Source organism: Parapedobacter defluvii (assembly GCF_014642075.1).
GTDB classification, from domain to species: domain Bacteria; phylum Bacteroidota; class Bacteroidia; order Sphingobacteriales; family Sphingobacteriaceae; genus Parapedobacter; species Parapedobacter defluvii.
On record NZ_BMIK01000014.1, the window covers coordinates 91,441 to 109,707 of the forward strand.

Below are 18,267 nucleotides of genomic sequence, written 5' to 3' on the forward strand. Positions count from 1 at the left end.
ACGTCTTCTTGTAGATACTTTGTAGACATGGAACGGATTGTCCGTAGATAATGTGTATGTAGTGAAATATTGGGCAGCCTTTATACACACATTAATTTTGCACGATGTTTTTGCTGGTGAAAGCACGGGTATCAGCAGTCTCTACCAACAGATGCCCCCTATAAGGTGTAACAACGCCAAAGCAGACAAATATTCGATCAAAAATGCAGCATCTTGTATCCGTCCTTTTTTTCTTGTGGCTTGTTACCGGCACGATAGCACAAGCGCAAACGATTTGGCATGTATCGCCGGATGGCAGTGGCGATGGCACGTCATGGGCTGCGGCCAGCAGTTTGACCGATGCGGTGGATAATGCTGTTGCAGGCGACGAACTCTGGTTGAAACAGGGAACTTATCCGATATCATCGACAATCTCGATCGATAAAACACTGGAAATCCTCGGGGGATTTTCAGGATTGGGAAACCAAAGAGATCCCGCCCTTTATCCCAGTATCATCGATGGTCAGCATGCTGTAAGCATCATAAGAACCGGATTGAACTCAAACGATATGCTTTTTGAAGGCATCTCTTTCATTAATGGCTATGCAGACATCGGCACCGACGTTAATGACATAAAGGGGGGAGCATTATACATATCGGGAAATGGTACACGCATTAACAACTGTATTTTCAGGGATAATACATCGGAAAACAGAATAGGTTCTGGCGCCATCTACCTATGGAATACAGATAATATCGTAATTGAAAATTCCCATTTTGAAAACAATCGCGTCATTCAAAATGACGGGTGGGCAGCAGGAAATATCGGCGGCGGTGCCATCCATATACGGTTTGGCACCAACAATCGAATTGAAAACTGCAGGTTTGTAAATAACTTCTCGTACTATAGTGGCGGAGCTATCGACGCTTGGGGGGAGGATGCCCAAATTATAAATTGTCATTTTGAAGACAATCGAAGCGGTGATAACGGGGGTGCAATTCTCGTCCGTTTTGAGCGTGCAATTATTTCCAATTCCGTTTTTAGGAACAATAGCTCAGAAAAAAGCGGTGGGGCTATTTACCTTAATGCGGATCCCTCGACCATAACAAACTCCATTTTTAGCGAAAATTCTTCTTTGGATAACGGCGGCGCTATTTTCAATAGCAGTGAACTTTCCATATTCAATTCATCATTCACTCAAAATACTTCCTCAGACAAAGGTGGTGCGCTATATAATGGCCAAAAACTCTCCGTATCCAATTCGCTGTTTAATCAAAACAAAACAACAACCCTAGGCGGTGCCATTTACAGCAGGGAGGAACTATATGTTACCAATTCAACCTTCGTTTTCAATGAAAAAACAGCGATTGCCCATCCGTATCGGGAAAGTTCAGAATATTACACTTATCAGACCCATATTTTTAATTCCATTTTCTTCGGTAATACAGCCGGAAACCTAGCGGATGTCGATTTATGGCCCGATGTGGATAGAGACGGTGAATACCCCGACCAAAGTGAAAAAGATTTCAGAAGAAATATATTTCAGGAAAACACGTACGGTTCCAATAATTTAATGGGAATAGACCCCTTGTTTCAGGATTTTTCCGGCGACGATTTTAGCTTGCGGAGCAATAGTCCGGCTATTGAATATGGAAGAAACCCGCTTTATACCGCGGTTGCAGGAACCGGACCGGAAACGGATAATGATTTAGGTGGAAACGACAGACTGTTTGGTGATCATGTTGATGCCGGGGCTTACGAACATCAATCGGCTTCGACGTTGACACCTCCGGGTTGTGTAACGAATGTAACACCCACCGATAATGCCACGGACGTCCCTATAGATGCCAACATCACCTGGGATGCCGTGGTCGATGCCACAGGCTACCGCATCTCCATCGGGACGACGTCGGGCGGAACGGACATCGCCGAAAACGTCGAGGTAACAACGGGTACAAGCTTTAATCCACCAGCCGATTTTCCCGAAAACGAGACCGTTTATGTTACCGTGGTTCCATACAACGCTGTGGGCAAAGCCACGGGATGCCCTGAAATCCGTTTTACCACGGAAATTTTACCCACCGTCCCCGGCTGTGCGACTAACATAGCGCCTTCGGACAACGCCATCGATGTTCCGGTGGATGCTACGATCACTTGGGATGCCGTGGTCAATGCAGACGGATATTACCTAACTATCGGCACGACTTCGGGCGGAACAGACATCGCCGATAACGAAGAGGTAACAGGCACAAGCTTTAATCTCGCGATGACCTTTGATGAAAACACGACTTATTACGTTTCCGTCATTCCTTTCAATGCTGTGGGGGAAGCAGAGGGCTGCACCGAAATCAATTTTACGACCGAAACTGTATTAAAGATTCCAGAATGTACGATCATCACAGCCCCTATTGACGACGCTACGGACGTTGCCATCGATGCCAGCATCAGTTGGACTTCTATTGACGACGCGGATGGTTACCGCATCTCCATCGGTACTACTGCGGGCGGTACAGACATTGCGGACAGCGAAGAAGTAACCGGGACATCGTATGCCCTGACCGGCGGTTTTGATGAGAACACAACCTATTATGTATCTGTCATTTCTTTCAACAATGCAGGGGAAGCAGAGGGCTGTACCGAAATTAGCTTTGTGACCGAGACCGTACTAAAGGCTCCAGAATGTACAACCATCACCGCGCCGGAAGATGAAGCGACTGATGTCGGGCTGGGTGCGGGGATTACATGGTCAACGGTGGACAGAGCCGATGGTTACCGTATCTTTATCGGTACCACAGCCGGTGGAACTGACATCCTGGACGGTGAAGAGGTAACCGGAACATCCTATACCCCCGCAACCGATTGGGAAGAAAACACTACCTACCATGTGACCGTTGTACCATTCAACGCAGCCGGGGAAGCCGAAGGGTGCACGGAGATCAGCTTCACCACCACTACGCTTTTGGTTGCACCCGAATGTACAACCATCACCGCGCCGGAAGATGAAGCGACTGATGTCGGGCTGGGTGCGGGGATTACGTGGTCAACGGTGGACAGAGCCGATGGTTACCGTATCTTTATCGGTACCACAGCCGGTGGAACTGACATCCTGGACGGTGAAGAGGTAACCGGAACTTCCTATACCCCCGCAACCGATTGGGAAGAAAACACTACCTACCATGTGACCGTTGTACCATTCAACGCAGCCGGGGAAGCCGAAGGGTGCACGGAGATCAGCTTCACCACCACTACGCTTTTGGTTGCACCCGAATGTACAACCATCACCGCGCCGGAAGATGAAGCGACTGATGTCGGGCTGGGTGCGGGGATTACGTGGTCAACGGTGGACAGAGCCGATGGTTACCGTATCTTTATCGGTACCACAGCCGGTGGAACTGACATCCTGGACGGTGAAGAGGTAACCGGAACTGCCTATACCACGGCAACCGATTGGGAAGGGAACACCACGTACTACGTAACCGTTGTTCCGTACAATGCTGCCGGAGAAGCCGAGGGATGTACGGAGATCAGCTTTACGACTGCTACCCTGCTCCGGGCACCCGAATGCACACCCATTACCTTTCCGGAAAATGAAGCGACCGATATCGGACTGGGTGCGGGGATTACGTGGCCGGTGGCCAACGGAGCCGATGGTTATCGTATTTACGTCGGCACCACCGCAGGCGGTACAGACATCATAGATGGCGAAGAAGTGACTGGAACCACCCATATCCCTACAACCGATTGGGAAGAAAACACTACCTACTATGTGACCGTTGTACCATTCAACGCAGCCGGGGAAGCCGAAGGGTGCACGGAGATCAGCTTTACGACCGCTACCCTGCTTCGGGCACCCGATTGCACAGCCATTACCAGCCCCGAAGACAGCGACACCGATATCGGACTGGGTGCAGGGATCACCTGGTCAGAAGCTGATGGTGCCGATGGCTATCGTATCTATATCGGCACCACCGCAGGCGGGATAGACATCGTGGACGGCGAAGAGATAACCGGAACCACCTATACCCCAACGACTGATTGGGAAGAAAACACTACCTACTATGTGACCGTTGTACCATTCAACGCCGCCGGGGAAGCAGAAGGGTGTGCGGAAATCCGCTTCACCACCACTACCCTGCTCCGGGCACCCGAATGCACACCCATTACCTTTCCGGAAAATGAAGCGACCGATATCGGACTGGGTGCGGGGATTACGTGGCCGGTGGCCAACGGAGCCGATGGTTATCGTATTTACGTCGGCACCACCGCAGGCGGTACAGACATCATAGATGGCGAAGAAGTGACTGGAACCACCCATATCCCTACAACCGATTGGGAAGAAAACACTACCTACTATGTGACCGTTGTACCATTCAACGCAGCCGGGGAAGCCGAAGGGTGCACGGAGATCAGCTTTACGACCGCTACCCTGCTTCGAGCTCCCGATTGTACCACCGTAACGAGTCCGATAGATGGAGCGGGCAGTACTTCGCTGGATGCGGACATTACATGGACACCGGTTGAAGGAGCCGAGGGATACCGCATCTCCATTGGTACCACACCCGGCGGAACGGAAATCGCAGACAACGAAACGGTAATGGGAACCGTGTTCCATCCTGCATTTGATTTTGCAGAAAACACCCCCTATTACCTGTCGGTCGTGCCCTTCAACGCTGCCGGCGAAGCAACCGGATGCTCCCAGACCCGCTTTGTTATCATCCCTGATGAAAACCAAACCGGCAAAGATGTCAGCCGGACCAAATATGGCTTTTCTCCTAATGGCGATGGAATCAACGATTTTTGGGAAATCGATGGAATTGAGCAATATCCCGATAATACGGTATCCATTTACAATCGATGGGGCGATAGGATTTTTGAAATCAGACAGTACGATAATCAATCCCGCGTATTTAAGGGGGTTGCCAACCAATTGACACGGCTGGGTGCAGGCATATTACCTGCCGGTACGTATTTTTTCATCATCCAATATCGCGACAATCAAGAAACGAAAAAAGTCGAAGGCTTTTTGGTACTTAAGCGCTAATGAAAAATAGGAAGAACTATATTGTGGCTATATGGGCAGTTTTATTCAGCCAAGGAATTGCTTTTTCTCAGCAAACTCCGCTGTTTCCGGCGTATAACTACAATCCGTTCATCATCAATCCTGCCTACGCGGGTATGACCCCCGGATCGGTAGTCAGTCTCAGTCATGACCGACATACCCGGAAAGTCGAAGGTACACCCACTAGCTCGTCGTTAAGTTTCCAATCCCCCCTATCGAACGGTCGGATGGGCCTAGGCGCCGCAGTTATCGATGACAGAATCGGTGTAACCTCGGCAACCACTGCCACCGTGGCATATTCCTATCAGCTCCTGTTTGACTTAAAACCCGGCCGACACGTTTGGGGGGATTATGATAAACACGTATTTTCCTTCGGGATGACCGCTGGAATTCAGCGGCTCCATGAAAACTTACTTGAATTGGGTATAGCGGACGATCCGGTGTTTGCGGAAAACCTGTCTGAAACCATTCCGGTCATCGGTGCGGGTATCCTCTACAATAAAGTAGGTTATTATGTTGGGGTATCGGTTCCCAATCTGCTCGGAGGCAAACTCGCTTCCCGACATCATGTGGAAGTTGTCGTACCGGTTTATGTATACCTTGGATATCGCTTCTTCGCCGATTTCTATAAAGAAATCATGGTAACCCCCAATGCATTGGTCAAATACGAGAAAGGTGCACCTCTGCAAGTCGATGTGAACCTTTCGGCAAACCTAAGGGACCGGTTTGAAATCGGTGCGGGTTACCGAAGCAGTTCCTCGCTGAACCTGCTCGTCGGTTTTTACGCCGTCGAACAACTCCGTTTCGTCTATCACTATACGGTCGGATTCCGGAGGCCCACCTTGGGAAACAACCACGGCATCGCCTTGTCTTATGCATTTGGTTACAACTGAACCACAAAACCGTATCTTTGCCCCCACCAATTACCAACACGGATATGAATAGATCGTTCAAGCTAGTTTTTCTTGCGTTTCAGATACTGCTTATATTAACATCCATTCCAATGGAAAGCTGCAGATCACCGCTGATACCGAAACGGAAACGTCTATCTGGTTTGGTGGGTTCAATCCGTTTGCCACATACACACTTGATCTGGCTTCCTGCGAAGGAGAAGGGGCCATCGGATTTGAATTTTCGGATGCTGAAAAAACGGAACGCTTCGTAATCGCCATCGACTATCAGGAAAAATATATCACGGATGTACATCAAACAATAATGAGAGGCAATGAGGTAATCTCGCACGAATCGATTGCCACCGCTACACAGTCAAGTAAATTAGCTGCCGAAGGGAAACTGATCTTGCAAATGTTGGGCAGTGGGCTGACTTTATATAGCCAAAACAGCGGTCTTCCCCTGCCGATTGCTCAGTCGGATTTCAGTCAGCACATGGACCTACGCAAAAAACAGTATCTACACACGTTCCAGTCGAACCTGTTTGCACAGATTAAACAGGGATCTGTTCAGGTAAATAAGGCAACATCAGCACTTAGCAGTGGCATGGGCCTCGCAGACATCCGGACCATCACTTATGAGGATGGCACGCCGATGCTGGACCAGGGCCGGATTTGGTACACCATGACGATCCGGGGACGTGCATTGCCGCATCACGTACAGGGTGTTTTCAGCATGGATCCCGCTGTATTTGATCTCCGATTTGAAGGAGTTATCCTGTTCGACCGGCAGGATGAAATACTTCGGAACGAAGTGGCTTCCCATATTTTCTATGATCGAAACGACAAGATGTGGCGTGGTATTACCACCGGATTCAGCGCGTATGCCGATCCTAACGAGCAAAAGCAGCTATTGGCCGTGCAAAGCGTAAAAGACCCGCGTTTTGGTTTCTCCGTTATGCAGGCCCTTCCTTTCGGAATCGTGGGTGATATCGAAGATCCACACATTTTATACGACGCTGAGGCAGATAAATGGCGGATATTGACCTGCGAAAACAACGATGGCTATAAAGCAATCCTATTGGGATCAAGTACGTGGAACAAAGGCTATCAACGCATCGCCGGCCCGGTAACCCACAATTCCACAGGAACATCGATTCAGCGTATCGGCGGAAAACGCTATTGCTTTTCCGGAAGCCAGGAACGGAAAATATTTATCTACTCATATCCCCAACTTCACGAAGTGGGCACATTGAAAATGGATCTTCCCCCATGGGATGAAAACTCCGGCACCCGGGTTTGGCCCAATGTAGTGGAATTGCCAGACGGCTACCCTTTCCGCTATGTCGCGCTAATGATGGACCGATTCAATTATCCCGGATTGGAGGGACCGAACTGGACGTATGGAGCTTTGTATTTATACCATGGTTACGACGAGCCTTAGCTAGTCGTTTCACAACGCATACCTGTGGCTGATAGGTGCAAAATTCTACATTGGGATTTTTTTCATCCTATTAAATTTGCTTTTTATCGGCGATGAAGCTGTCATGATTTAATTATTTCGCTGTGTGATTTTTGAAAATCATGACGGTTTCATTAATTTGTTCGTTCAGATAGCGAAGTTATATGAAGTTAATCCGTATCGTACCGTTGCTGTTTTTCCTTTTGCAGTGTTCATTGGCATGGGCACAATATATTTCACAAGCGACCCACGCAACGCTTGAAAAAATAGAGCAACTGCAAACACGGAATAAATCACAGGAAGCGTTATCTACGCTGCAAGAAGCCATCGGGGAGACTGATTCACCCGACGATCTCGCGTATTTATATGCCTATCAAAGTGGACTATATACCTCCATGGATAGCCTCTTAGCCGGAAAAAGAACGCTCGACCTCAGCCTGGAGCATGCACAGCATACTTCAAAGAAAACCTCAAAAGCCGTTGCCTACCGGGCCAAAGCATATCTCAACAATCGGTTGAACCTTCCGGATGAAGCAGTGAAAGACGCACTGATCGGACTGCGGTATGTAGACGGAAACGACGAAGATCCCATCACAAAATACCACCTTAATTACCTGCTGTACAGCGTGTATAGTAAATGGAACGATGAGGAAAAGATGGAAAAATATATCCGGACGTGTGGACAATACGCCCTCCGGGCCAACAGCGCCAACCTACAGGCGAATGTAAATAACGGTCTTTCCAGCATGTACCTGGCGCGCTATCGAAAAAAAAATAGAAAAGACCTGTTGGATAGCTCTTACCATTATTTAGGCGAAGCTTTTTCCCTTTATCAAAATTACCCTGAAAAAATAAGCGGGAACACCTTCGTCATTACCTGCATCAATCTCGCCAATTATTACCTGGATTTTTCTTCGGAAGATTTGGCTGTGCGCAAGAATAAAGCGTTTGATTACCTCGGCCTTGCTGAAGAAAAGCTCAATAACAAAGTCGCTTTTGCCTACATGTGGATCAACGTGTTCGGTATCAAAAGCGGCTTCGCCAAATTGGAGGGGAATCTTTCACTGGCGGAGCAGTACCTGTTGCAGGGGCTGGGCCAACTGATGCGTGGCGATGGAAATTATTTCAAACTCGAATATTTAGTTAATAAAGACCTGGCTGAGATTGCCCAAAAGAAAAATGATCTAAAATCAGCGATCACCTATCAGCAGCAAGCAGAAGAACTATTGAAGAAGTCGTTTGATGAACAACAACTGCTGAATGCCCAAAAACTGGAAATACAGTACGAAACCGAAAAGAAAGACCAGCAACTGAAATTGCTGAATGAACGCGCCGAATTCCGTAAACGTAAAAATTACCTGTATGGTGGAATTGCTGTAGCATTGCTTTTCGGACTCGTTTTCATGTTCTCATCGTATCGTTTTAAACTGCGGTATTCCATGGAGCGTGAAAAAAAACTCCAGCAGGAAAAGGAAGACGCTGAACGCACGATGGCCATTCAAATACGGCTGGAGAAAGAAGAACAAGCGCGGTTAAAAGCAGAACAGGAACTACTGGACCTGAAACGCCAGCAACTTGAAAAAGAGGCGCTGACCAACTCGTTGATTATCGAGCATAAAAACGAAACGCTAAAACAAATCCAAAACAGAATACAGGAAGGCGATGCCGGGCATATACAGAAGCTATTGAAAGAAGAAATGCTGCTGCGCGCCGATTTTGAAGATATTAAGATGCAGATACAGGACCTGCATCCTAATTTCTTCAGCCGCCTGTCTGAAAAATCCGTGCAGAAACTGACACCGCTCGACTTGCGGTACTGTGCTTACCTGCACCTGAAGATGACAACGAAGCAAATTGCACAGGTGCTTCATGTGGCTCCTCAGAGTGTACGGATGTTTAAATATCGATTAAAGCAGAAATTCGGGTTGGATAAAGATTCGGATTTCGAAGAATTCCTACAGGAAATCTTTTGACACACGGTCATTCCGATTATCCGGCAACCTCCATTCGGGTACTCACGGCAATCCGGTTCCATGCATTGATGGTAACGACGGTCATGATGATTTCAGCAACCTTATTTTCACCGAAAACAGTTATGGCTTTTTGATACGTCTCATCGCTCAATCCGTTCTTGCTGATATGCGTGATTTCTTCGGTCATAGCCAATGTGATCCGTTCCTCTTCGGTGAAAAATCCGGATACTTCGCGCCATGCATCCAATAAAAAGATGCGTTGATTGGTTTCTCCGTTCTTTAACGCATCTTTGGTATGCATATCGATACAAAAGGCGCAGCCGTTGATTTGGGAAGCCCGGATTTTGATAAGCTCTTTCAGTGTCCTCGAAATTTCGGATTTTGCCAAATACTTCTCTAAGGCAAGCACAGCGTCGTATGCTTGCGGGGCAATGGCATGGATGTTAATGCGTTTTTCCATCATTTTGTTTCGTAAGCTTTGAGAACACAAAATTAAGGAACAGCAACCAGCAAAAACTTAAACGGGTTTAAGAAACGCTTTTCTTGCGGATTTCACTCAAATATTCCGGGGTAAAACCCAAATAAGAGGCAATCAGATATTGCGGGACACGTTGCAGAAACTCCGGCTGGCTTTTCCGGAAATGATGATACAGCTCTTCCCGGGAAAAATCGTACAGAAATTTCATCCGCATTTGGGCAGCTCCATATGCTTTCTGATAAACGCATCGGAAATATTTTTCCATCAGCGGATGCCGCTGCAGCATTTCTTCCTGCTTATCACGGCTAATGGCAAGCAATTCCGTTGGTTCCACCGCCTGGATATAAAAAGGAGATACCGACCGGGCTTCGAAAGCCAAATGGTCGGTCATCCACCAGTTTTCAATGGCAAATTCAGTAGTGCGCTCTGACCCTTTGTCAGTGATAAAAAATTTACGAAGGATTCCCTTGTTTACGAAATAATGCCACCCACAAATCTGCCCCCCGGTTAGCAGATTTTCCTTCTTTCCCGCTCGCCGGTGCTCGAAATAGGATAATATTTCAGCAAACTCATCGTCATTAATGGTAATAAATCTTGCTAAATGGGCTTTTAATACGTCTGACATGGTACGCTGCAAATTAATGGAACAACAAACTTAGCTATTTTAACGAGTGTGACAAAACGACCTGCCATTGTCTGACTGCGGTAAAATTAAATGACGTCGAGATGGAAGCAGACAGCTCTATACGATGATACGCAAAAAATGGCCGCATAATTGCCGAGGCCTCTCCACATTCATTGTGCCGCTAATTATTTTCGAATGAAACTGCTCTTATCTTATCTCAGTAAATACAAGGGATTGATTCTGCTAGCGCTTCTGCTAGCGGCCATCAATCAGATATTTTCCCTGTTGAACCCTTATATCCTTGGTAACCTGATCATCGATCCCTACGCCAATAAAGCGGCCGGCTTCCGCGCAGAAGGTGCCGATACAGCCTTTTTCAGGGGGATAACCATAGGCCTATTGCTCATCATCGGCGTAGCTATGGTGTCTCGGATTGCCAAGGCTTTCCAGGATTATGTCGTCAATGTGGTGATTCAGAAGTTCGGTGCCAAACTCTATACCGATGGCCTTCGGCATGCATTGCAATTGCCCTACCAGGACTTCGAAGACCAACGAAGCGGTGAAACATTGTCTGTGCTGGTAAAAGCGCGGGCGGATTGTGAGAAGTTTATCACCAATTTCGTAAACGTGTTGTTTGCCACATTGGTGGGTATTGTTTTCGTAGTGATTGTGTCATTCCGATTAAGTCCTTCATTGCCGCTGATCTATCTGGCCGGAGCGGTCACACTGGCCTTTCTCACGAGCTACCTGAGCCGGAAAATTAAGCTTATCCAAAAAAATATCCTAAATGAAACCAATGCCTTATCCGGTTCCACTACCGAATCACTGCGCAATATCGAACTCGTCAAGAGCCTGGGGTTAACCCAACAGGAGATCGGGCGGTTGAACAGCACAACCTTAAAAATCCTCAAGCTGGAACTGCGTAAAGTAAAAAGCATCCGGGCGGTAAGTTTTGTTCAGGGAACATTCGTTAACTTCCTGCAGCAGTGTATTATGTTTGCCCTGCTGTTTTTTGTATATAAAGATCAGATTACCGTGGGACAATTGATGATGATGCAATTCTATTCGTTTTTCATCTTCGGCCCGTTACAGGAACTGGGCAACATTATCCTCTCCTACCGTGAAGCAGAAGCTTCACTGAATAACCTGCAGGAACTATTCAGACGGAAACCCGAATTTCAACCTGCCAATCCGGAAAAACTAAATGCCATAACGAGCCTGCGATTTGAAAATGTGCATTTTCAGCATCAGTCGGCTGTCCGGCCTGCACTGGAAGGTATCTCTTTCGAAGTAAAGCGTGGAGAAACCATCGCCTTTGTGGGGCCCTCCGGTGCTGGTAAAACCACACTTGTGAAGCTGTTGGTTGGCTTGTATCGCCCCAGCAAGGGGCAGATTTTCTACAATGACTTTCGCGGCGACCGCATAGACTTTGATGAATTCCGTCATCAGATCGGTTTCGTGACCCAGGATACGCAGCTGTTTTCAGGTACAATCAGGGAAAATTTGTTGTTTGTAAATCCCGGTGCAACCGACGAACAGATCATGGATGTGCTGCAGAAAGCAGCCGGACAAAACATCCTTGCGCGGGCAGATAACGGATTGGATACCGTGATCGGTGAAGGTGGGCTGAAGTTGTCGGGAGGTGAAAGGCAGCGGCTTTCCATCGCACGCGCCCTGCTACGGCAACCGCACCTGATAATTTTTGATGAGGCAACCTCCGCATTGGATTCGATTACCGAAGAAGAAATCTCCAATACGATCCGCCGTATCACAGCCGAACGGCAGCACATCACGATCATGATTGCCCACCGTCTGTCGACCATCATGCATGCCGACCGTATCTTTGTGTTGGAAAAGGGAAAAATTGCAGAAACTGGAGATCACACAGCACTGCTTACTATGAAAGGACTTTACTATGCCATGTGGCGGCAACAGATCGGCGAACGCAAAGAAGTACCTATACCGGTGTAAAGAACACGGTTAATCTAAGATCTCTGCCACACGGCCGATCTGCCCGTCCTCCAAACGCACCTTGATTCCCCTGGAATGAAAGGGTGCAGACGTGAGGATGTCTTTTACGACACCCTCCGTTAGCTTCCCTGTACGTTGGTCCTTTTTGAGAATAATAGCTACCGCCAGCCCCGGATAAATATCCTTGCGATGTTGTCCATCCATATTCAGCTTTCGGTTAATCCTTGTTCCTTCTATCCTTACTCAACTCAAACCACTGCTTGCTTCACGACGGAATCATGCACAACCACTTTATTCCAAAATTTGGAATATTTGTCGATAGCAGCTAAATGGACAGGATGGGTTTCATACGCATTGATTTCGTCCATGCCATCAAAAAACACCAAAAGATTGTAAGTGAAGCTATTGTCGACTACATCCCGGGGATGTGTAGCTGCGGCACGGCCATAATGAAGCGATTTGATACCAGGAATACCTTTTAATTCTTCAAAAAAACCGGAAAAATCATTAATTTCCTGTTCAGATAGCCCATCGTTGAGCCAAAAAAGCACATAGTGTGCAATTACTTCGTTGTCTTCCATCGTTGTATTGGTTTCTTGATTTTCAGTAGTTTGATCCTTTTCTTGCTTGGAAGTCGGTGAGGCACAGGCAGCCAACAAACCGCTTCCCACTCCCGCCACAGCAACCGCGGCTCCAGCTTGTTTGATGAAACGTCTTCTTTCCATATTTATTAGTTTATTTACTTATAATCTTCATAATGTCATTACCGAAAACAAACACCATCAATGCCAAGAGAATAAAGAACCCTGCGATTTGGGCTTTTTCCAGAAATTTATCACTCAAAGGTTTACCCTGGATCATTTCCACCAACAGAAACAATACATGCCCGCCGTCAAGTGCGGGAATGGGCAGGAAATTCATCAACGCCAACGCCATTGACAGCAATCCCACCAACGTCCAGAATTTCACCCAGTTTACTTCTGAACCAAACATGGTAGCAATGCGCACCGGGCCGGAAATTGCTTTATCTGCCCGCAGCTCACCCTTGGCTATCTTTCCCAATCCCTTGGCATTGTCAATCAACGTACCCCAAGCCTTGGCCGAGCCAATGGGTAATGATTCGAAAAAGCCGTAATGCGTAGTTACATAAGGGAAATCCGTATCGGCATGGATGTTGAAGCCAAGTGTACCTTCTTCCGGTACAGTAGCCTGCACGATGGCCGTATCCCCACCACGCAGCACGCTCAGCGTTATCTCTTTGCCTGCACTTTTACCGATCATCCCTCTTACCTGATCCCAAAATGGGACCGGCGTATTATTAATCATCAGAATGCTATCACCCGCACGTATTCCCGCCTTCTCGGCCGCACTTCCCGCGACCACGGAATCAACTGACATTGTGCGGGAGCGGAGTCCCACAAATTCATTGCGATCGTGATCAGCTACATCGTTAAGAATGTCTCCGGGCACATCGATACTGAGGGCTTTGCCACCCCGTTCTACGGTAAGGGTTGTATTGCCCATCAGCACTTTTGAGCTGAGCAGCTCATCAAACCGCAATACCGGCCGCCCGTCGATTTCGGTAATGCGGTCACCTGCCTGCAATCCAATTTTCTGGCCAATAACACCTGGAGCAATCCCATTTTCCAGTTTCGTATTATCTACGTAAGTCTCTCCATATTTATACGTCAGCATCCAGAAGATAAACATTCCTAAAATAACGTTGACGATAATCCCGCCCATCATCACGATAAGGCGCTGCCAAGCCGGCTTAGAACGGAACTCCCACGGTTGGGGCTCACCCTTGAGCTGCTCCGTATCCATGGACTCGTCTATCATTCCGGCAATCTTTACGTATCCACCAAGCGGGAGCCACCCGATGCCGTATTCACATCCCTTGAAATTGAATTTGAATAACTTAACTCCCCAGGCATCAAAAAATAAATAAAACTTTTCAACCTTAATCCCGAATGCACGGGCCGCCAAAAAGTGGCCGAACTCGTGCAGTACAACTAAAATGGACAAGCCCAATAACACTTGCCCAATCATGATCAATACACCCATTTAATTTATTTTGCTATTTGATATACTTTTTTGCTTTTTGTAATCAGTGTCCTTGCAATTTCGCGACTGCTCCGATCGGTTTCGGTATAATCGTCTAACGATGGTGCCGCATGGTATTGCACAGTCTGCATCGTTTCTTCGATAATATCACTCATCTGCAGGAATCCAACTTCACTTTTCAAAAATGCTGCCACGACTTCCTCATTGGCAGCGTTTAAGATACAGGGCATGTTACCTTTCGCATCCAATGCATCGTAAGCCAACGCCAGATTCCGGAATGTTTCCCGATCGGGCTGTTCAAACGTCAATGTGGGAAAATCCATGAAATTGAAGCGTTTTAAGCTGTTTTGTACCCGAAGCGGATGCGTGAGTGCATATTGGATGGGTAGCTTCATATCGGGTAATCCGAGTTGTGCTTTGATGCTGCCATCTTTAAACTGTACCAGGGAGTGTATAATGGATTGCGGATGAACCACCACGTCAATTTGTCGCGTTTCTAACCCGAACAGCCATTTTGCCTCAATGACCTCCAGGCCCTTGTTCATCAACGTGGCAGAATCAACTGTGATTTTGGCGCCCATCACCCAGTTGGGATGACGCAGCGCCTGTTCCGGCCTTACGGAAGCTAAATGCTCCCTATTTTTTCCACGGAAGGGACCGCCCGACGCCGTGAGGTAAATCTTTTCAATTGGATTCTCGGTTTCCCCCATCAAACATTGGAAAATGGCCGAATGTTCCGAATCAACGGGCAACAAGTTAATGTTGTGTTTCCGTACCAAATCCATCACCAGCTCACCAGCCACCACGAGGGTCTCCTTGTTGGCCAAAGCCACATCTTTTCCAGCCATGATGGCCGCCACCGTTGGTCGTAATCCCACGGATCCAACCAACGCATTAATCACCAGATCGACCGAGGAAAATCCAACGACATCATCGAGCGCCTCTCTTCCTGTCAACACGGTGGTAGATACACCCGAAAGCGCATCCTTTACCTGGCGATACCTGCCCTCGTCTGCGATAACTACCATTTTCGGGCGGAACTCCAACGCCTGCTGAATCAATAATTCAGCATTCGTTGCAGCGGTAATCACTTGAATATCGAACCTTTCGGGGTATGCACGAACCACCTCCAACGCCTGCGTGCCTATGCTCCCTGTGGACCCCAGCAGGGCTATTTCTTTCTTTTTTATCAAAATGTGTTTCCGTCTTTCTGTCTTCCGTTTTCCGGACTTCCGACTCAAATAATATTTTTCATCAACTCGGGATCGTCACCGCCCCGGTAATCCGCCATCATACTGCGATAAGCTACGGCAACCACTACACTGGATAACGGCCCGACCAAAAATGAATTAACCAAACTTAACGCTGTTGACACCATCGGATAGCCCGCGTAGTTGAAATATAAATATAAAAGGTGCAAAATGGCAAAAAATGCTAAGATGAGCAATAGTTTGGTCACATTTCCCTTTGTGAGTGCAAAACTAAGCCGTATGGCCCGGAAGGGTTCCGCATGCCGATCAATGATAAAAAATGGGTAAAAAGCCACACGGAGTAAAAAAGCAAAGATAACGACAGCCGAAACGACCCGCGCAATGCTGACCATCAGCGAAACCTCTATGTTTGCGTAGACCAATGGAAATGCAATGACAGAGATCACAAGGTAAAACACCAACGCGAGCAACGCGATACTGAACATTGCTGTAAAAAAATACAACAGTTCCTTGGTGCTTGGAATGGTTTCGGTAAACTGTATTTTTTCCCGACGGTCAATCAGGGTAAAAATATATTTGAAGAGCGTAAGTTGCGTACCGAAATATAAGATGGCAAAAAGAAAGGCCATGAACACACTCAGGAAGGTGTTGACCTCACTGAAATAAAAAGCCAAAATACCCGACGTATTGGATGTGACAAAAAGCAAGAAGCACAGGCCGGCGATCGAAAAATAACGTTGCCTCAGCAGATCCCATGACCTACTAATCACTTCATTTACCGCAAATGTACTGTCCTTTAAAAATTGAATCATCGGATTGGCCAATTATCAGCACAAAGGTGGGATAAAGTTTGACAAAATTAAAATATCATCACAAAAAAGCAATAAACAACCTCAATAACGCAGCCATGTTGCGTTATATTTTTTTACTGATTTCAAATACATTATATTTGTTGCAACTCAGATGCATCTTAACAATAAAGTATTATCAAAATCAACAATATGGCAACAAATAAAGAATTCGATGTAATCGTTATCGGTGGCAGCTACGCCGGCCTTTCAGCGGCGATGGCATTGGGACGCTCCCTGCGCAGCGTGCTGGTCCTTGACAGCGGCCGGCCATGCAACCTCCAAACGCCGCATTCGCATAACTTTATCACGCAGGACGGCGAGAAACCTGCGACGATCGCTGAAAAAGCAAAAAAACAGGTATTGGAGTACCGAACCGTACACTTCCTGAACGGCCTCGCCCTTTCCGGGAAAAAAACAGGGGACGGCTTTGTCATCGCAACGCAGGCCGACGGCCAATTTTATGCAAGAAAACTCATTTTTGCAACGGGAATAAGCGATATATTTCCGGATATCAAAGGTTTCGCGGAATGCTGGGGGATATCCGTCATCCACTGCCCCTACTGCCACGGGTATGAGTTCCGCGGTAAACAAACCGGGATCCTGGCCAACGGTGAACGGGCATTTCACATAACCTCCCTGGTTAATAATCTGACAGACCGAATTACGGTACTGACCTCGGGCAAAGCAGCATTCAACACGGAACAGGTGGCAAAACTGAATAACCGTGGCATCGGGATTATCGAAACACCGGTTTCGGAAATCATACACGAAAACGGACACCTTAAAAAGGTGGTACTCGGTGATGGACAGCAGCTGGATTTCGATGCAGTTTATGCAGCCATCCCGTTTACGCAGCATTCAGATATCCCGGTTTCGCTGGGCTGCGAACTGACTGAAAACGGGCACCTTAAAGTGGATACGATGCAGAAAACGACAGTTAACGGTGTCTTTGCATGCGGGGATAATGCCGGTATGATGCGCTCGGTAGCCTACGCCGTTGCCACAGGAAACCTCGCGGGTGCCATGGCAAACCATGAACTAACCGCGGAAACATTCTGAGTGCTTCGGTTATTGATCGGCTTCAATCAGCTCATTCAAGGCGTCCATGATCCGCGGATCGGTATAATCCCTTCCGCCCTCCATACGGCCGACCATTTCGCCCTTCTTATCCAAAACGACCGTGGTCGGGATGGCGCCTCCCAAATAATCAGACGGGATGTCGCTGGCAGGAACGTACACCGGCAAATCGTATTTATTCTCTTTCATAAATGCAGTGGATTGGGCGATCTTGTTGTCCACATCCACCATCAGAAACACGATGTCCTCATTGCCCTTAAAAGACTGCTTCAGCTGGTTGATGGACGGCATTTCGTGGATACACGGAGGACACCACGTTGCCCAAAAGTTGATGAATACGACCTTGCCCTTTAAGGATGGCAACGATACAATTTTTCCACTTTCATCTTTAAAGGAAATACCGGAAGCTTCGGGAGCTTCCACGGCTGTAACTTCTTCTGTCGCTGTACTTTTGCTTTCTACGTTGTTCTGCTTGTTTTTATCCGTGTTTCCACAGGCAGCCAATGTCATGACTGTCATCATGAAAAGACCGGAACGGATTGCCAAATTTTTGAATTGCATGTTCATGATATGTTCTCAATTAGTTGCTATATACTAAAATCTTTTTATTAATCCATATTTCCCAG

At 47.3% G+C, this 18,267-nt stretch carries 15 protein-coding genes; 6 read left to right on the forward strand and 9 right to left on the reverse strand.

Annotated features, from left to right (window positions below; translation table 11 throughout):
• The first annotated feature begins 203 nt into the window (after positions 1-203).
• Both IEX60_RS17615 and IEX60_RS17620 read left to right on the forward strand, forming a co-directional pair.
• Complete coding sequence (locus tag IEX60_RS17615) at positions 204-5,021, forward strand: T9SS type B sorting domain-containing protein (RefSeq protein WP_188752726.1); 4,818 nt, start codon at positions 204-206, stop codon at positions 5,019-5,021.
• Positions 5,021-5,932, forward strand: a complete 912-nt coding sequence (locus IEX60_RS17620) for a PorP/SprF family type IX secretion system membrane protein (RefSeq protein ID WP_188752727.1) — start codon at positions 5,021-5,023, stop codon at positions 5,930-5,932. Before IEX60_RS17615 ends, IEX60_RS17620 begins: the two co-directional genes overlap by 1 nt.
• Before the next feature lie 79 nt (positions 5,933-6,011).
• On the opposite strand, the gene IEX60_RS17625 is transcribed toward IEX60_RS17620, so the two are convergent.
• A complete protein-coding gene (locus tag IEX60_RS17625) occupies positions 6,012-6,245 on the reverse strand; it encodes a hypothetical protein (protein ID WP_188752728.1) in 234 nt (77 codons plus the stop codon).
• Positions 6,246-6,254: 9 nt separating this feature from the next.
• On the opposite strand from IEX60_RS17625, the gene IEX60_RS17630 reads away from it, so the two are divergent.
• Complete coding sequence (locus IEX60_RS17630) at positions 6,255-7,373, forward strand: glycoside hydrolase family protein (RefSeq protein WP_188752729.1); 1,119 nt, start codon at positions 6,255-6,257, stop codon at positions 7,371-7,373.
• Between the two features lie 182 nt (positions 7,374-7,555).
• On the forward strand, positions 7,556-9,364 hold the full coding sequence (locus IEX60_RS17635) for a helix-turn-helix transcriptional regulator (RefSeq protein WP_188752730.1): 1,809 nt from the start codon (positions 7,556-7,558) through the stop codon (positions 9,362-9,364).
• Between the two features lie 16 nt (positions 9,365-9,380).
• Here the strand turns inward: IEX60_RS17635 and IEX60_RS17640 are convergent, their stop codons facing one another.
• The gene (locus IEX60_RS17640; protein ID WP_444543945.1) at positions 9,381-9,827 is read right to left on the reverse strand and encodes a carboxymuconolactone decarboxylase family protein; all 447 of its coding nucleotides are present in this window, start codon (positions 9,825-9,827) and stop codon (positions 9,381-9,383) included.
• A gap of 64 nt (positions 9,828-9,891) precedes the next feature.
• Complete coding sequence (locus IEX60_RS17645; protein WP_188752731.1) at positions 9,892-10,467, reverse strand: Crp/Fnr family transcriptional regulator; 576 nt, start codon at positions 10,465-10,467, stop codon at positions 9,892-9,894.
• Positions 10,468-10,662: 195 nt separating this feature from the next.
• Between IEX60_RS17645 and IEX60_RS17650 the strand changes: the two genes are divergently transcribed.
• Positions 10,663-12,438 carry an ABC transporter ATP-binding protein gene (locus IEX60_RS17650; RefSeq protein ID WP_188752732.1) on the forward strand — a complete coding sequence of 592 codons (1,776 nt, stop codon included), beginning with the start codon at positions 10,663-10,665 and terminating at the stop codon, positions 12,436-12,438.
• 9 nt (positions 12,439-12,447) lie between these two features.
• Here the strand turns inward: IEX60_RS17650 and IEX60_RS17655 are convergent, their stop codons facing one another.
• Genes IEX60_RS17655 through IEX60_RS17675 form a run of 5 tightly spaced genes read right to left on the reverse strand, consistent with a single transcriptional unit; the run spans position 12,448 to position 16,525 of the window.
• On the reverse strand, positions 12,448-12,642 hold the full coding sequence (locus tag IEX60_RS17655; protein WP_188752733.1) for a YwbE family protein: 195 nt from the start codon (positions 12,640-12,642) through the stop codon (positions 12,448-12,450).
• 44 nt (positions 12,643-12,686) lie between these two features.
• Entirely contained in the window at positions 12,687-13,163 is a 477-nt protein-coding gene (locus tag IEX60_RS17660; RefSeq protein WP_188752734.1) for a Dabb family protein, read from the reverse strand.
• Positions 13,164-13,173: 10 nt separating this feature from the next.
• Entirely contained in the window at positions 13,174-14,502 is a 1,329-nt protein-coding gene (gene rseP / locus IEX60_RS17665) for an RIP metalloprotease RseP (protein WP_188752735.1), read from the reverse strand.
• 5 nt (positions 14,503-14,507) lie between these two features.
• Positions 14,508-15,692, reverse strand: coding sequence for a 1-deoxy-D-xylulose-5-phosphate reductoisomerase (locus tag IEX60_RS17670; RefSeq protein WP_229717627.1), 1,185 nt, complete (start codon positions 15,690-15,692; stop codon positions 14,508-14,510).
• Between the two features lie 47 nt (positions 15,693-15,739).
• Positions 15,740-16,525, reverse strand: coding sequence for a beta-carotene 15,15'-monooxygenase (locus IEX60_RS17675; protein WP_188752737.1), 786 nt, complete (start codon positions 16,523-16,525; stop codon positions 15,740-15,742).
• A 189-nt stretch (positions 16,526-16,714) separates the two neighbouring features.
• On the opposite strand from IEX60_RS17675, the gene IEX60_RS17680 reads away from it, so the two are divergent.
• Positions 16,715-17,623, forward strand: a complete 909-nt coding sequence (locus IEX60_RS17680) for an NAD(P)/FAD-dependent oxidoreductase (RefSeq protein WP_188752738.1) — start codon at positions 16,715-16,717, stop codon at positions 17,621-17,623.
• A gap of 9 nt (positions 17,624-17,632) precedes the next feature.
• Here the strand turns inward: IEX60_RS17680 and IEX60_RS17685 are convergent, their stop codons facing one another.
• The gene (locus IEX60_RS17685; RefSeq protein WP_229717625.1) at positions 17,633-18,202 is read right to left on the reverse strand and encodes a TlpA family protein disulfide reductase; all 570 of its coding nucleotides are present in this window, start codon (positions 18,200-18,202) and stop codon (positions 17,633-17,635) included.
• Positions 18,203-18,267 lie beyond the last annotated feature (65 nt).

Bases quoted from the DNA above. Each gene is read 5' to 3' on its own strand.
- IEX60_RS17675 (WP_188752737.1), bottom strand. From the start codon at position 16,525: ATGATTCAATTTTTAAAGGACAGTACATTTGCGGTAAATGAAGTGATT.
- IEX60_RS17655 (WP_188752733.1), bottom strand. From the start codon at position 12,642: ATGGATGGACAACATCGCAAGGATATTTATCCGGGGCTGGCGGTAGCT.
- IEX60_RS17645 (WP_188752731.1), bottom strand. From the start codon at position 10,467: ATGTCAGACGTATTAAAAGCCCATTTAGCAAGATTTATTACCATTAAT.
- IEX60_RS17680 (WP_188752738.1), top strand. From the start codon at position 16,715: ATGGCAACAAATAAAGAATTCGATGTAATCGTTATCGGTGGCAGCTAC.
- IEX60_RS17635 (WP_188752730.1), top strand. From the start codon at position 7,556: ATGAAGTTAATCCGTATCGTACCGTTGCTGTTTTTCCTTTTGCAGTGT.
- IEX60_RS17625 (WP_188752728.1), bottom strand. From the start codon at position 6,245: ATGTACATCCGTGATATATTTTTCCTGATAGTCGATGGCGATTACGAA.
- IEX60_RS17650 (WP_188752732.1), top strand. From the start codon at position 10,663: ATGAAACTGCTCTTATCTTATCTCAGTAAATACAAGGGATTGATTCTG.
- IEX60_RS17640 (WP_444543945.1), bottom strand. From the start codon at position 9,827: ATGATGGAAAAACGCATTAACATCCATGCCATTGCCCCGCAAGCATAC.
- rseP (WP_188752735.1), bottom strand. From the start codon at position 14,502: ATGGGTGTATTGATCATGATTGGGCAAGTGTTATTGGGCTTGTCCATT.
- IEX60_RS17685 (WP_229717625.1), bottom strand. From the start codon at position 18,202: ATGCAATTCAAAAATTTGGCAATCCGTTCCGGTCTTTTCATGATGACA.
- IEX60_RS17615 (WP_188752726.1), top strand. From the start codon at position 204: ATGCAGCATCTTGTATCCGTCCTTTTTTTCTTGTGGCTTGTTACCGGC.
- IEX60_RS17620 (WP_188752727.1), top strand. From the start codon at position 5,021: ATGAAAAATAGGAAGAACTATATTGTGGCTATATGGGCAGTTTTATTC.
- IEX60_RS17630 (WP_188752729.1), top strand. From the start codon at position 6,255: ATGAGAGGCAATGAGGTAATCTCGCACGAATCGATTGCCACCGCTACA.
- IEX60_RS17660 (WP_188752734.1), bottom strand. From the start codon at position 13,163: ATGGAAAGAAGACGTTTCATCAAACAAGCTGGAGCCGCGGTTGCTGTG.